The sequence below is a fragment of the Streptomyces sp. CNS606 genome (assembly GCF_000426325.1).
Map to the genome: position 1 here is coordinate 193,116 of NZ_AUFD01000012.1, position 15,149 is coordinate 208,264.

Consider the following 15,149-nt stretch of genomic DNA (forward strand, 5'->3'; position numbering starts at 1 on the left):
GTCACACCGCCGATTCCGCAGTCGGTACGTACGCGGGCAGCGTGGCCTCCACGCAGAACCCGCCGTCGGGAGCGCTTCCGGCGCGCAGCGTGCCGCGCAGCACCTCGACGCGCTGCCGCAGGTTGACGATGCCCAGGCCGGAGCCGGTCCGCACCAGTTCCCTGCTGGGACGCGCGGTGGGCGGCGTGTTGTGCACGGCGATCCGCACCTGCGACTCCTCGTAGTGGACGCGCACCTCGACCTTCGCGCCGGGTGCGTGCTTGTGCGCGTTGGTCAGGGCCTCCCGCACGATGCGGTACGCGGTGCGGCCGACCACGGGCGAGGCCAGCCCCGGGTCGCCCTCCTCCAGCAGCTCGGCGTCGACCCCCGCGCCCGCCGACTCGGCGACCAGCGTGGGCAGCCCGGCCACCGACGGCGACCCGTCGCCCTCGGGCTCGGTGCGCAGGATGCCGACCAGGTCGCGCAGCTCGTCCAGCGCCTGGCAGCCGGCCTGCCGCAGGTCCTCGGCGGCCCGCCGGGTCGCCTCGTCCGTCGCGGTCATCCGCAGCGCCCCCGCCTGGAGCGCCATCAGGCTGACGCGGTGCGTCACCACGTCGTGCATCTCTCCGGCCAGCCGGGCGCGCTCCTCGGCGCGGGCGCGTTCGGCGAGCAGGTGGCGTTCGCGTTCGGCCCGCTCGGCGCGTTCGGTGAGGGCCAGCACGAGCTTCCTGCGGGCCTCGAAGTACAGCGCGAGCAGCGGGCCGACGGCGGTGCGCAGCAGGCCGATGGTCAGCACCGTCCAGGACGGCTGCCAGGGCCGCATCACGATCAGGGTGAACACGGCGAGCGCGACGAACGCGGCCCGCCGGTTCTGCTGGTAGAACAGCGGACCGTACGCCGCGAGGACGGTGGCGAACGGCGCCCACAGGTTGTTCTCGTGCGCCGGGGTCAGCGCCCCGAAGGGGTGGATGAGCAGCGTGATCGCCAGAGTGAAGGCGCCCAGCACCACCACCACGGCGATCGGCGCGCAGCGGCGGGCGGCTAGCGAGGCGCAGGCCAGTGCCTGGAGGCCGAGCATCGTCCAGGCCAGGGCGCCCGGCCGCTCCGGCCACCAGGTGGTGCCGGCCAGCGTCAGGCCGGTGTCCAGCAGCACGAAGAACGCGGCGATCGCCGCGTCCACGACGGCCCAGTGGCGCAGGTGCCAGGGCGCTTCGTTCCTGCTGGTCATGCGCAGCACGGTACGCCACTCGCACGGCCGGGCACCCTACAGCGGACTTTCGCCGGGACGGACCCTACGAAAGTCGCATGCGGCTCCCGTCCGGCGGACCGTTCGTCGCTGCGGGTCCCTCCCCTCCGCCCTGCCGCCGCACCCCCGGCACACGATGGGATGTGGGACATGGACGCGACACAGGACGACGTGACGGCGACCCCCGCACTGGGCAGGTACGCGATCGACACCGACGCTTCGACCATCCACTTCCGCAGCAGACACCTCTTCGGGCTGCTGCCGGTCAAGGGCACGTTCGCCGTCCGCAGCGGCACCGTGGACGTCGCCGAGCCGGTCGGCGAGTCCCGTGTCCGGGTGGAGGTCGACGCCACCAGCTTCCACACCGGCAACGACCACCGCGACGGCGACGTGAAGTCGTCGAAGTTCCTCGACACCGACACGCACCCCACCATGACGTTCGTCTCCGACCGGGTGGAGGGCACGCAGATCGTCGGCCGCCTGACCGCCTGCGGCGTGGAGCAGCCGGTGACACTGCGGGTCGAGGAGTCGAAGACGACGGCCGCCGGGTTCACCGCCCGCGCCACCACCCGCGTGGACCGGACGCAGTTCGGCGTCACGGGATCGCCGGGCATGGCCGGACGCCACCTCGATCTGACCCTGGAGGTCACGTGCGTTCGGTCGTAGTCGAGGACCTGCGCAAGTCGTACGGCTCGGTGCATGCCGTGCGTGGCGTCAGCTTCGACGTCGAGCAGGGCGAGATCTTCGCCCTGCTCGGCCCGAACGGCGCCGGCAAGTCCACCACCCTGGAGATCCTGGAGGGCTTCCGCAAGCGCGACTCCGGCACGGTCGAGGTGCTCGGCATGGACCCGGGAAGCCGCGCCGACGGCCGCGAGCTGCGCGAACGCATCGGCCTGGTCCTGCAGGACATCGCCGTCGAGCCGTACCTCACCGTGCGCGAGACGATCACCCGGGCCGCCGGCTACTACCGCACGCCGCGCGACGTGGGCGAGGTCATCGAGCTGGTCGACCTGGCGGGCAAGGAGAAGCAGAAGGTCCGCAACCTCTCCGGCGGCCAGAAGCGGCGCCTGGACCTGGCGCTCGGCGTGATCGGCGACCCGGACCTGCTGTTCCTGGACGAGCCGACCACCGGTTTCGACCCCAACGCGCGGCGCGGCGCGTGGGAGCTGGTGCGCCGGCTGCGGGACACCGGCACCACCATCCTCCTCACCACGCACTACATGGAGGAGGCGCAGCAGCTCGCCGACCGGGTGGCGGTGATCGCCGCGGGCCGGATCGTGTCCGCGGGCACCCCGGCCACGCTCGGCGGGCGGGACAGCGCCAAGGCCCGCATCCGCTTCGCCCTCCCGGAGGGCTGCACGGCGGAGGACCTGCCGGTCGCGGACGCCGTCCTGGCCGAGGGCCTGGTCACCGTCGAGGCGGACGAGCCCACCGAGGCGCTGCACCGGCTGACCGGCTGGGCCCTGGACCGCGGCGCCGTCCTGGACCGGCTGAGCGTCGACCGCCCCAGTCTGGAGGACGTCTACCTGAACCTCACCGGCGAGTCCGGTCCCGCTTCCGGGGACGAGCCCGCAGACGGACCCGGAGACGGGCCCGCGACGACGGAGAGCGCGACCACGGAGGGCGCCGGGCGGAAGACGGGCTCGCCGGAGCCCGTCCTGGAAAGGAGTGCCCGATGAGCACCGCCGCTCCCCCGGTGCGGCCGGACGCGCCGGCCGCACCGCGCCGCGACATGACCCTGCTGTGGCACCAGATCAAGTACGAGCAGCTGACGTTCTGGCGCAACCCGCAGAGCGCCTTCTTCACGTTCGTCTTCCCGATCGTGATCATCGCGATCTTCGGCGCGCTGTTCCGGGGCGGCAAGGCGAGCCCGTTCTACGACGGGCTGACGCCGCTGCAGTACTACGTGGCGACGATCGCCGCGCTGTCGGTGCTCAGCGCCTGCTACAGCCAGCTCGCGATCGTGCTCTCCACCCGCCGCCAGGACGGCATTCTCAAGCGAGTGCGGGCCACGCCGCTGCCGACCTGGATGTACTTCATGGGCCTGCTGGCGCACTGCGTGATGGTGAGCGTCGTCGACATCGCCCTGGTGATCGGCATCGGCAACCTGTACGGCGTGCCGTTGCCCGAGGCCTCCCAGCTCCCCGCGATCACGGTGACACTGATCCTGGGTGCGGCGAGCTTCTGCGCCATCGGTGTGGGCGTCGCCTCGCTGATCCGCAACGCGGAGGCGGCACCGGCGGTGGTGCAGTTCATCCTCTTCCCGCTGGTGTTCGTCTCCGGGACGTACATCCCCATCCAGGCCGACTGGCTGAACCTCGCCGCCGGGGCGCTCCCGGTGAAGCCGTTCAACGAGGCCCTGCTCGGCTCCATCTCCGGCGACGCGGCCTTCCCCTGGCAGAGCCTCGGCGTCCTCGCCCTGTGGGGCGCGCTGGGCGCGGTCGTCGCCATCCGCCGCTTCCGCTGGGACCCGAAGCCGGAGTGACCCCGAGGGGCGTGCCGCCCCTCCCCCGATCCGCCGTGGCCCTGCGGCCCCCGACGCAGGGCCACGGCGCCGTCATGCCACCTCGCGTACGGCCCGCCGGCCGCCGCGCGGCGCGCACGTTCAGGTCTCCTCCGTCAATGCGGCGGTGAAGCGGGTGGCGACCTCGGCGACGGCGGCGCGGAGTTCGGGGCCGCCGTCGACGCGGAAGGCGAACGGCAGGGTGGCCAGCCACTCCTGGGCGTACATGGCGGGGTTGCCGGTGCTGCCGACGAGCACGCATCCGTCGCCCGACGGCTCCAGGCGGCCCATGGGCGGACGTATCCACGGCGCCACCTCGGCCGCCGGGGCGTCGAAGCGGACGCGGGTGGGGTACTCCCAGCCCGTGCCCAGGTGCTCCTCCAGGACGGCGACCGGGTCCAGCCCGGTGGGCGGTGCGAAGCCGTGCCCGGTCTGCCGTACCGCGCCGATCCGGTCGGTCCGGTACGTGCGGACCGCGTCGGCGCGGTGGGAGTGGCACAGCAGGTACCACCGGCCGTGGCGGACGACGACCGCCCAGGGGTCCACGTCGGCCTCCCACTCCCGGCCCGCCGCGCTGCGGTAGGCGATCCGCACCCGCCGTGCCGCGGCGACGGCGGCGACCAGCGCGCTGACGACGGCCGGGTCCGGGCGGGTGGAGTACCGGTCGGGCGCCACCGCCGCGTGGTCCCGCAACGCGGCCGCCTGCCGCCGCACGGACTCCGGCAGCGCCCGGAGGATCTTCCCGAGGGCGTCGCCGAGCAGGTTCTCCGCGTCGCCGGTCACGGGCCGGCCGTCGAGCACCGCCATGACCACGCCGACGGCCTCCGCCTCGGTGAAGACGACCGGCGGCAGCCGGGTGCCGCGGCCCAGCCGGTAGCCGCCGTAGGGGCCCCGGACCGAGGCGACGGGGATGCCGGCCTCGCGCAGGATGCCGACGTACCGGCGTGCCGCCCGCTCGGTCACCCCCAGCCGTTCGGCGAGGTCACCGGCCGTCGTGCCGGGGCGGTCGCGGAGGATCTCCAGGGCACGCAGCGCCCGCGCGGTGGGGCTGAGGTCGGTGGGCACGCGAGCAGCGTAGGGCCGCCCGGGCGTGTACCGGAAGCAGAACGTCCGGAATCGGTTCTAGCGTGAGAGGCGCGCGGTGGGCGTCACTCGCCGCCGCGCGTGCTCCGACCTCTGAACTTCCGCAAGAAAGAGATGCGCCCATGAGAATCCTGCTCATCGCCGGCCTGTGGCTCGACGGCTCCGCGTGGGACGAGGTGGTGCCCGCGCTGGAGGCGCACGGCCACCGGCCCGTGCCGCTGACGCTCCCGGGCCAGGGCGACGGCGCCTCGGCGGCCACGCTGGAGGACCAGCTGGCGGCGGTGCTCGCCGCCGTGGACGCCGAGGCGGACCGGCCGCTGGTGGTGGGGCATTCGGCGGCGTGCACCCTGGCCTGGCTGGCCGCCGACCGGCGGCCGGAGAAGGTCGCCGGGGTCGCGCTCGTCGGCGGCTTCCCGTCCTCCGACGCGGAGACCTACGCGGCCTTCTTCGAGCGGAAGGACGGCGTCATGCCCTTCCCCGGCTGGGAGCCGTTCGAAGGCCCGGACTCCGCCGACCTCGGCGAGGAGAGGCGGCGCGCCGTCGCGGAGGCCGCGATCCCCGTGCCGGCGGGAGTGGCCGAGGGCGTGGTGCGGCTGTCCGACGCGCGGCGCCACGACGTCCCGGTCACGCTGGTGTGCCCGGAGTTCGGCCCCGACGAGGCCCGGCAGCTGATCGCCGACGGCGAGGTGCCCGAGCTCGCCGCAGCGCGGCACGTCGCGTTCGCCGACATCGACTCCGGGCACTGGCCGATGTTCAGCAGGCCCGCCGAACTCGCCCGGCTCCTCGCATCCGTCGCGGACGAGAGCTGATCCCGGCACCCGGGCGCGCGGGGCGCGCCCGGGTGGTCGTCACGCCTCCCGGGCGCGCAGCCAGTCGTCCACGACGCCGGCGGTCGTCCCGGCCAGGTCCTCCATCATGGTGAAGTGGTTGCCGGGGACGTCCACGACGTCGTCGGCCTCGGTCCAGCCGGTCTGCCAGTCCTCCGGGGAGAGCGTGTCCCCGCCGGCCACCGGTTCCCCGGCCCGGACGAGGAGCCGCGAGGCCGCGAGCTTCCCGGGCGCCCAGTCGCCGAGCAGGTTGAAGTACCACGCCATGGCGGACAACCGCGCGGTGTCCATGCGGGCGAAGCTCTCCTCCCGCGCGAACATCCCGCCGAGCAGCTGGTCCTCGAACTGGCCGAGGGAGTCGTCGCCGGGGACGTAGGTGTCGAGGAGGACGACGCCCGCCGGAGGGTGACCCGCCTGTTCCAGGTGGGCGGCGGTCGCGTACGCGAGGATGCCGCCCGACGAGGAGCCGAGCAGCGCGAACGGCTCGTCGCCGACCTGCTCGCGCACCATCCGGGCGAGGAGCTCGAGAAGGGCGTCCTCCGTGGCGGGCAGCGACTGCCCGCCCGCGAACCCGGGCACGGCCAGCGCGACGACGTCCCGCAGGTCGCGGAACTTGGAGGCGAACCGGGCGTACTGGTGGACCCCGGCGAGCGCCACCTGGGAGCTGATGCAGACCAGCCGCACCGGCGCCGGTCCGCCGGCGAGACGTACGGCCGTCGGCGACGCGGCGACCTCGTCCGCCGAGGAGAACGTGGGCCGCAGCCGGGCGACGCTCTCCAGCAGCGCGAAGCCTTCCTTGTGGCGGCCCTCCTCGGCGGCCCGGCGGAACAGCATGCCGACGGTGTCGTCCGCGTCCCGGCGGGCGGCCGGAGCCGGTTCGGCGCCTTGCGGGCTCTCCGGGCCGGTGGCCCCGGCGAGCTCGCCGGACAGGTGGTCGGCGAGGTCGACGGGCGAGGTGTGGTCGAACACCAGGGTGGCCGGGAGCCGCAGCTCGGTGGCGGCGGCGAGCGCGTTGCGCAGCTCGACCGACGTGAGGGAGTCCAGGCCGAGTTCGAGGAAGACCGCGTCCGGTGCGATCGCGTCGCCGGACGGGTGGCCGAGCACGGCCGCGGTGGCGGCCCGTACGGTCTCCAGCACGGCGGCCCGGCGGGCCTCCGGGTCCATGCCGCGCACCCGCTGGGCCAGGGACGGACCGGCCGGTTCGCCGGACGCGGCGGCGCGGCGCGGCGAGCGGCGCACCAGGCCCCGGAACAGCGGCGCCGGTTCGGGCCCGAACGCCGAGGTGTCGAGGCGTACGGGGACGAGGGCGGCGTCGGGCGTGCGGAGGGTCTGGTCGAGGAGCTGGAGCCCTTCCTTCTCGGTGAGGGCGAGGACGCCGCCGCGCGCCATCCGGCCCCGGTCTGCCTCGTCGAGCCGCCCGGCCATGCCCTGTTCCCAGGCGCCCCAGGCCAGCGACAGGCCGGGCAGTCCGTCGGCACGGCGCTGTGCGGCGAGCGCGTCGAGGAAGGCGTTGGCCGCGGCGTAGTTGCCCTGCCCGGGGGCGCCGAAGGTGGCGGCGGAGGAGGAGAAGAGCAGGAACGCCGACAGCGGCGTCTCGCGGGTCAGTTCGTGCAGGTGGAGCGCCGCGTCGATCTTGGCGCGGAAGACGGCGTCGAACCGTTCGGGGGTGAGGGCGGAGACCACGCCGTCGTCGAGCACGCCGGCGAGGTGGACGACGGCGGTGAGCGGGTGGGCGTCCGGGATGCCGTCGAGGGTGGCCGCCAGGGCGTCCCGGTCGGCCGCGTCGCAGGCGGCGAGGGTGACGTGGGCGCCCAGCGCGGTGAGTTCGTCGCGCAGGGCGGCGCCCTGCGCGGAGGCGGCGCCGCTGCGGCTGAGCAGCAGCAGGCGGCGGACGCCGTGGTCGGTGACGAGGTGCCGGGCGACGGGGCCGCCGAGCGACCCGGTGGCGCCGGTGACCAGCACCGTGCCGTCCGGGTCCCAGGCGTGGGCCGGGTCGGCGGGCGCGGCGACGCGGGCGAGGCGTGCGGCGCACACCCGGCCGTCGCGCACGGCGAGTTGGGGTTCGCCGGTGTCGAGTGCGGCGGGCAGGGCGAGCACCGAGTCGGGCTGGTCGTCGAGGTCGACGAGCACGAAGCGGCCGGGGTTCTCCGTCTGGGCGCTGCGCAGCAGGCCCCACAGCGGCGCGGCGGCGAGGTCGCCGGGGCGGTCCTGGCCGGTGCCGACCGCGGAGCGGGTGACGAACGCGAGCCGGCTGCCGGCGAGGGCGTCGGCGGCGAGCCAGGTCTGCGCGGTGCGCAACGCGTGTGCCGTGACGCTCCGGGCGGCGGCCGGGGTGTCTGCGCCGTCGGGGGCTTCGGTGGAGGCTTCGGTGGAGCCGCCCCCGGAGGACCCGTCGGAGCCGTCGACGGCGACGAGGACGAGTTCCGGCAGCGTCATGCCGGTGGAGACGGCGCCGGTGAGCGCGTCGAGGTCGGCGAACGACTCGACGGGCACGCCGGCTTCGGTGAGCGGGCCGGTGAGGTCCAGGGTGTCGGAGCCGACGAGTGCGCAGCGGCGGGTCTCCGGCTCCGCCCCGCCCACGGCGACGGGCGTCCAGTCGACGCGGAACAGGGCGTCGGACCAGCTCTCCGGGCGCGGCGCGTCGGCCGGGGCCCGCAGGGCGAGGGCGCCCACGTCGGCCACGGGACGACCGGACGGGTCGGCGGCGGCGATGGCCACCTCCTGCGGGCCGTTCGCGGTGAGCCGCACCCGCAGCGAGGCGGCGCCCGTGGCGTGCAGGGCGACGTCGCCGAAGGAGAACGGCAGGAGGCGTCCGGCGCCTTCGGGCAGGAGGAAGGCGATGCCGTGCAGGGCGGCGTCCAGCAGCGCGGGGTGCAGGCCGTAGTGCGGCGCGGCGGCGCGCACCGGTTCGGGCAGCGCCACTTCGGCGTACAGCTCGCCGTCGCGCTGCCAGGCGTCGTGCAGGCCCTGGAACGCGGGGCCGTAGGCCACGCCCTCCTCGGCCGGGTCGTCGTAGAGGCCGTCGACGGGCACCGGCACGGCGTCGGCGGGCGGCCAGACGGTGGCGTCGAACGGGTCGGCCTCGGCGGCGGGCCGGTCGGTGAGGGTGCCGGTGGCGTGGGTGGTCCAGGGTGCGTCGGCGGGGGCGCCGACGGTGCGGGACAGGATGCGGACGGTGCGGTCGCCGGTCTCGTCCGCGGGTCCGGTGACCACCTGGAGCTGCCGGTCGTGGGCGACGTCGAGGGGGAACGGCGCGGCGAGGACCAGTTCCGCGACCCGGTCGGAGCCGGCGTGGTCCCCGGCGTGGACGGCGAGTTCGAGGAGGGCGGTGCCGGGGAGCACGGCGCTGCCCGCGACCCGGTGGTCGGCCAGCCACGGGTGGGCGACGGACGGCAGCCGCCCGGTGCACACGGTGCCGCCGTCGGGCAGCGGCAGGCAGGCGCCGAGCAGCGGGTGCGCGGCGCCGGCCAGGCCGGCGGCGCTCAGGTCGGCGGGGCCGGTGCCGGCGTCGGCCCAGAACCGCTGGTGCCGGAAGGCGTACGTGGGCAGCTCGACACGGCGGGCGCCGGTGCCGGCGAACAGCGTCTCCGCATCCAGGTGGTCGCCGTGGGGCAGGACGGCGGCCAGTGCGCCGGCGAGGGTCTGCGTCTCGGGGCGGCCGCGGCGGAGCAGGGAGACGACGAACGGCTCGGCCGTCTCGCGGCCGGTGGTGCCGGGCTGCGCGGTTTCGGTCTCGAGGATCTCGCGGACGGCGGGGGCGAGGGCGGTGTCGGGGCCGAGTTCGACGAAGCCGGTGACGCCGCGGTCGCGGAGCCGGGTGACGGCGTCGTGGAACCGTACGGCCTCGCGGACCTGCCGCACCCAGTACGCGGGGTCGCCGTACCCGCCCTCGGGGGCGCCGGCGGCGGTGGGTTCGCAGGGGATGCCGGCGGGGTGGTAGGTGACGGACTCGGCGACCTCGCGGAACGCCTCCAGCATCGGCTCCATGCGGGCGGAGTGGAAGGCGTGGCTGACCCGCAGGCGTTTGGCGCGGCGGTCGGCGAAGTGGCCGGCGACGCGCGTGACGGCGTCGTCCTCCCCGGAGAGCACCACGGCGTCCGGGCCGTTGACGGCGGCGAGGCCGACGTCGTCGCCCAGGTGCGGGCGCACCTCGTCCTCGGTGGCGCGGAGCGCCAGCATGGCGCCGCCGGGCGGGAGTTCCTGCATCAGGCGGCCGCGTGCGGCGACGAGACGGCAGGCGTCGTCCAGGGTGAGCACCCCGGCGACGTGGGCGGCGGCGAACTCCCCGACGGAGTGGCCGGCCAGCACGTCGGGGCGCAGGCCCCAGGACTCCAGCAGCCGGTACAGGGCGACCTCGACGGCGAACAGCGCGGGCTGCGCGTAGCCGGTGCGGTCGAGGAGGGCTTCGGCTCCGGGCTCGGGCTCCTCCCAGAGCAGCTCGCGCAGCGGGCGGTCCAGGTGCGGGTCGAGGCGGGCGATCACGTCGTCCAGGGCGGCGGCGAACACCGGTGAGACCGCGTGCAGTTCACGTCCGGCACCCACCCGCTGGGCGCCCTGGCCGGTGAAGAGGAACGCGACCTTGCGGGGGGCCGCCCTGCCGTGGCCGGTGCCGGGTGCCGGGGTTCCGGAGGCGAGGGCGTCCAGGGCGGCGAGCAGTTCGTCGCGGTCGCCGCCGACGGCGACGGCGCGGTGGTCGAAGCGGCTGCGGCCGGTGGCGAGGGAGAACGCGGTGTCGAGCGGGGTGAGTTCGGGGCGGTCCGCGAGGTGGTCGCGGAGTGCGGCGGCCTGGGCGCGTACGGCGTCCGGGGTGCGTCCGGAGAGCAGCAGCGGCACGGTGGGTGCGGGGCCGTCGTCGGACCGGGCGGGCTCGGGCTGCCGGTCGGCGGCCTCGATCACGACGTGGGCGTTGGTGCCGCTGATGCCGAACGAGGAGATGCCGGCGCGCCGGGGGCGGTCGTCCCCGGTGTCCCAGGGACGTGCCTCGGTGAGCAGTTCGACGCTGCCGGAGTCCCAGTCGACCTGGGTGCTGGGCTCGTCGACGTGCAGCGTCGGAGGCAGCACGCCGTGCCGCATGGCCTGCACCATCTTGATGACGCCGCCGACGCCGGCCGCCGCCTGGGCGTGGCCGATGTTGGACTTCAGGGAACCGAGCCACAGCGGCCGGTCCTCGTCCCGGTCCTGGCCGTAGGTGGCGAGCAGCGCCTGCGCCTCGATGGGGTCGCCGAGCACGGTTCCGGTGCCGTGCCCCTCGACGGCGTCGATCTCGCGGGGTGCCAGTCCGGCGCGTTCCAGGGCCTGGCGGATGACGCGCTGCTGCGACGGCCCGTTGGGGGCGGTGAGGCCGTTGGAGGCGCCGTCCTGGTTGACGGCCGAGCCGCGCACCGTGGCCAGGACGCGGTGGCCGTTGCGGCGGGCGTCGGAGAGGCGTTCCAGCAGCAGCATCCCGACGCCCTCGGACCAGCCGGTGCCGTCAGCCGCGGAGGCGAACGACTTGCAGCGGCCGTCGGCGGCGAGGCCGCGCTGGGCGCTGAAGTCGATGAACGTGCCGGGGGTGGCCATCACGGTGACGCCGCCGGCCAGCGCGCTGTCGCACTCGCCCTCGCGCAGCGCCTGCGCCGCCATGTGCAGGGCGACCAGGGACGAGGAGCAGGCGGTGTCGATGGTGACGGCCGGGCCCTCGAGTCCGAGGAGGTAGGCGACGCGGCCGGTGACGACGCTGCCCGCCGAACCGGTGCCGAGGAAACCCTCGGCGCCCTCGGGCACGGTGTGCAGCCGGGACAGGTAGTCGTGGTACATCACGCCGGCGAACACGCCGGTGCGTCCGCCCCGGAGGGTCGCCGGGTCGATGCCGGCGGCCTCGACGGCCTCCCAGGAGGTCTCCAGCAGCAGTCGCTGCTGCGGGTCCATGACCAGGGCCTCGCGGGGGGAGATGCCGAAGAACGCGGCGTCGAAGTCGGCGGCGTCGTGCAGGAAGCCGCCCTCGCGGACGTAGGTGGCGCCGCTCGCGCCGGGGTCGGCGGCGAAGAGCCGGTCGAGGTCCCAGCCGCGGTCGTCGGGGAACGGGGTGACGCCGTCGGCGCCGGTGCTGACCATCCGCCACAGGTCGTCGGGGTCGTGGACGCCTCCCGGGTAGCGGCAGGCCATGCCGACGATGACGATCGGGTCGTCCTCGGCGCGCTGCGCGCGCCGGGTGGGCCGCGCGGCGGGTGCGGTGGCGGCGTCGCCGCCGAGCAGCCGTTCCAGGAGGTGGTCGGCGACGGCGGCCGCGGTGGGGTGGTCGAAGACGAGGGTGGCGGTGAGCCGCAGGCCGGTGGCCGCGTTGAGGTGGTTGCGCAGTTCGACGGCCGTCAGTGAGTCGAAGCCGAGGTCGCGGAACGGCTGGTCGACGGCGACGTCGTCGGCGCCCTCGTGACCGAGGACGAGGGCGGCCTGTGCGCGGACCAGGTCGCGCAGTGCCGGGAGCCGGTCCTCGGCGGGCAGCGCGGTGAGCCGGTCGACGAGGGTGGCGGCCTGGGCGGAGGTGGCTGCGGCGGCCTTGCGGCGGGGGCGCCGGACCAGTCCGCGGAACACGGGCGGCAGGTGCTCGCCGGTCTCCCGCAGCGTGCCGAGGTCGAGCCGTACGGGCAGGACGGCGGCGTGGCCGGTGGCGGCGGCCGCGTCGAACAGGGCGGTGCCGTCGTCGGCGGTCAGCGGGATGACGCCGCCGCGCGCCATGCGCCGCAGGTCGGCGTCGTCGAGGCTGCCGGTCAGCTCGCTCGCCTGCGCCCACAGGCCCCAGCCCAGGGAGAGTCCGGGCAGGCCGGCCGCCCGGCGGGACGCGGCGAGGGCGTCCAGGAAGGCGTTGGCGGCGGCGTAGTTGCCCTGGCCGGGCGCGCCGAGTGCGGCGGAGACGGAGGAGAACACCACGAACGCCGACAGCGTGCTGTCGCGGGTGAGGTCGTGCAGGTTGAGGACGGCGTCGACCTTGGGACGCAGCACCCGTGCGACCCGGTCGGCGTCGAGGGAGGTGACGGTGGCGTCGGCGATGACGCCGGCCACGTGCACCACGCCGGTCAGCGGACGGTCGGCGGGGACGTCGGCGAGCACGGCGGCCAGCGCGTCCCGGTCGGCGGCGTCGCAGGCGGCGAGGGTGACGCGGGCGCCGGCGTCGGTGAGTTCGGCGGCGAGCGCGCGGGCGCCGGGGGCGTCCGCACCGCGGCGGCTGAGCAGGAGCAGGTCGCGGACGCCGTGCGCGGCGACCAGGTGGCGGCAGATCACGCCGCCGAGTTCGCCCGTCGCGCCGGTGACCAGCACCGTGCCGTCGCCGTATCCCGTGGAGTCCGCCTGCGCGCCGGGGGCGGGGGTGGCGCGGGCGAGACGGCAGGCGAGCACGCCGCCGTCGCGGAGGGCGAGTTGGGGCTCGTCGGGGGCGGGGGGCTCGGTGACGGGGGCGGAGGTGTCGAGGAGCTGGAAGCGTCCGGGGTGTTCGGACTGTGCGGACCGCACCAGCCCCCACACGGCCGCGCCCGCCAGGTCGGTGACCGCGTCGCCGTCCCGGGCGGCGACGGCGCCGTCCGTGACGAGGACGAGGCGGCTGTCCTCGAACCGCTCGTCGGCCAGCCAGCCCTGGATCAGCTCCAGGGCCTCCAGCACGGCCTCGTGCACGGCCTGCGCGTCGGTGGCGCCGGGACGTCCGGCCGGTGCGAGGACGACCGCGGGGGCCTCCTCGCCGCCGTCCAGCGCGGCGCGCAGCGCGGCCAGTCCGGGGTGGCGGGTGCCGGGCGGGAGGAGCCGGGCGGTGTCCTCGGTGCCGAGGACGGCCGTGGGGCCCGCGTCCGGGTCGGCGGCGGGGGTGGTCGTCCGCGTCCAGTCGAGGCGGAACAGCGCGTCGGCGGGGGCGTTTCCGGCAGCGTCGGGCGCGCCGCCGGTGAGGGCGTCGACGGCCATGGGGCGGAGCGTCAGCGACCGTACGTCGGCCACGGCGCGGCCGGACACGTCGGCGACCTGGACGGTGAGGCTCTCCGGACCGGTGACGCGCAGCCGTGCGCGGAGCGCGGTGGCGCCCTCGGCGTGCAGCGTCACGCCGCTCCAGGAGAACGGCAGCCGGCCCGGGGTGGCGTCGTCCGGGGCGGCGGACGGGTCGCCGCCGCCGGTGTCGAGGGCCATCGCGTGCAGCACCGCGTCCAGGGCGGCGGGGTGCAGGTGGAAGGTGTCGGCGTCGGACTGCTGACCGGCGCCGGAGGGGCGGGGCATCAGCACCTCGACGAACAGCTCGTCGTCCACGCGCCAGGCGCGTTCGAGGCCGCGGAAGGTGGGCCCGTACTGGAGGCCGAGCGCGGAAAGGTGCGCGTAGAGGCCGGACGCGTCCAGCGCCTCGGCGTCGGACGGCGGCCACTCGGTGAGGTCGGCGGGCGGCGTGGCGGTGGCGGGCGCCAGCGCACCGGAGGCGTTCTCCGTCCACTGGCCGGCCGGATCGTCGTCGCGGCGCGAGGACACCTGGAGCGCACGGCAGCCGCTGTCGTCCGGGGGGCCGAGGAGCAGTTGGAGGTGCACGACGCCGGTCTCGGGGACGACCAGCGGAGTGGTGATGGTCAGTTCGTCGACCTGTTCGCATCCCACCCGGTCGCCCGCACTCAGCGCCAGCTCGACGAAGCCGGTGCCGGGGAAGACGAGCTGCCCGGCCACCTGGTGGTCGGCCAGCCACGGGTGGCTCTGCGCGGAGATGCCACCGAGCATCAGCACGTCGCTGCGCCCGGCGAGGGTGATCACGGCCTGGAGGAACGGGTGCCCGGCGCGCACGGAGCCCAGCGGCTGGGAGCCGACGGACAGCCGTGCGGTCGGCCAGTAGCGCTGGTGCTGGAAGGCGTAGGTGGGCAGGTCGACGACCCGGGCCCGGGCGGGGGCGTAGTACGCCGCCCAGTCGACGGTGCCGCCGTGCGCCCAGAGGCGGGCGAGGGCGGTGAGGACGGTGCGGGGTTCGGGACGGTCGCGGCGGAGGGCCGGGACGGCGAGCGCCCGTTCGCCGCAGGTCTCCTCGATCGCGGCGACCAGTGTGGCGTCGGGGCCGAGTTCGACGAAGCGGGTGACGCCCTCGGCGGCGAGGCGTGCGGCGGCGTCGGCGAAGCGGACGGTGCCGCGCAGCTGGTCCACCCAGTAGTCGGCGGTGAACTCCGCCACCAGGTCGCCGGTGAGCGTGGACACCACCGGCAGGGTCGGCTCCGCGTGGGTGATGCCTGCGGCGACGCGGCGGAAGTCCTCCAGCATCGGGTCCATCAGCACGGAGTGGAAGGCGTGGCTGACCTCCAGCCACCGCGACTGCCGCCCCTCCCCCAGCACGGCCGCGACCTGCTCCACGGCCTCGCGCGCCCCGGAGACCACGACCTGGCCCGGCGCGTTCACGGCGGCGACCGACACGCCCTCCACCAGGTGCGGCTCGACCTCCTCCGGCGTGGCGCGGACGGCCCACATCGCGCCGCCGTCGGGCAGCGCCTGCATCAACGACGCCCGCGCCTTCACCAGCGCACAGGCGTCC

At 75.8% G+C, this 15,149-nt stretch carries 7 protein-coding genes; 4 read left to right on the plus strand and 3 right to left on the minus strand.

Going from position 1 to position 15,149, the window contains the following annotated elements; translation table 11 throughout:
- Position 1: 1 nt before the first annotated feature.
- Positions 2-1,207 (minus strand): histidine kinase, encoded by a 1,206-nt coding sequence (locus K304_RS0110450; protein ID WP_037789939.1) that lies wholly within the window; start codon positions 1,205-1,207, stop codon positions 2-4.
- Between the two features lie 168 nt (positions 1,208-1,375).
- Between K304_RS0110450 and K304_RS33975 the strand changes: the two genes are divergently transcribed.
- The 3 genes from K304_RS33975 to K304_RS0110465 are packed head-to-tail and all read left to right on the plus strand — an operon-like array spanning position 1,376 to position 3,710.
- Positions 1,376-1,891, plus strand: a complete 516-nt coding sequence (locus K304_RS33975; protein ID WP_027763702.1) for a YceI family protein — start codon at positions 1,376-1,378, stop codon at positions 1,889-1,891.
- Complete coding sequence (locus K304_RS33980; RefSeq protein ID WP_106965567.1) at positions 1,876-2,904, plus strand: ABC transporter ATP-binding protein; 1,029 nt, start codon at positions 1,876-1,878, stop codon at positions 2,902-2,904. The genes K304_RS33975 and K304_RS33980 overlap by 16 nt, the downstream gene beginning before the upstream one ends.
- Positions 2,901-3,710, plus strand: a complete 810-nt coding sequence (locus K304_RS0110465; protein WP_037789941.1) for an ABC transporter permease — start codon at positions 2,901-2,903, stop codon at positions 3,708-3,710. The genes K304_RS33980 and K304_RS0110465 overlap by 4 nt, the downstream gene beginning before the upstream one ends.
- Positions 3,711-3,830: 120 nt before the next feature.
- Here the strand turns inward: K304_RS0110465 and K304_RS0110470 are convergent, their stop codons facing one another.
- Positions 3,831-4,793 (minus strand): WYL domain-containing transcriptional regulator, encoded by a 963-nt coding sequence (locus K304_RS0110470; protein ID WP_027763704.1) that lies wholly within the window; start codon positions 4,791-4,793, stop codon positions 3,831-3,833.
- A gap of 140 nt (positions 4,794-4,933) precedes the next feature.
- Here K304_RS0110470 and K304_RS0110475 point away from each other — a divergent pair, with 140 nt between their 5' ends.
- Complete coding sequence (locus tag K304_RS0110475) at positions 4,934-5,620, plus strand: alpha/beta fold hydrolase (protein WP_027763705.1); 687 nt, start codon at positions 4,934-4,936, stop codon at positions 5,618-5,620.
- Between the two features lie 39 nt (positions 5,621-5,659).
- On the opposite strand, the gene K304_RS33330 is transcribed toward K304_RS0110475, so the two are convergent.
- On the minus strand, positions 5,660-15,133 hold the full coding sequence (locus K304_RS33330) for a type I polyketide synthase (protein ID WP_078528889.1): 9,474 nt from the start codon (positions 15,131-15,133) through the stop codon (positions 5,660-5,662).
- Positions 15,134-15,149: the final 16 nt, after the last annotated feature.

Coding starts and splice junctions, on each gene's coding strand:
- K304_RS0110475 (WP_027763705.1), top strand. CDS start 4,934: ATGAGAATCCTGCTCATCGCCGGCCTGTGGCTCGACGGCTCCGCGTGG.
- K304_RS0110465 (WP_037789941.1), top strand. CDS start 2,901: ATGAGCACCGCCGCTCCCCCGGTGCGGCCGGACGCGCCGGCCGCACCG.
- K304_RS33975 (WP_027763702.1), top strand. CDS start 1,376: ATGGACGCGACACAGGACGACGTGACGGCGACCCCCGCACTGGGCAGG.
- K304_RS0110450 (WP_037789939.1), bottom strand. CDS start 1,207: ATGACCAGCAGGAACGAAGCGCCCTGGCACCTGCGCCACTGGGCCGTC.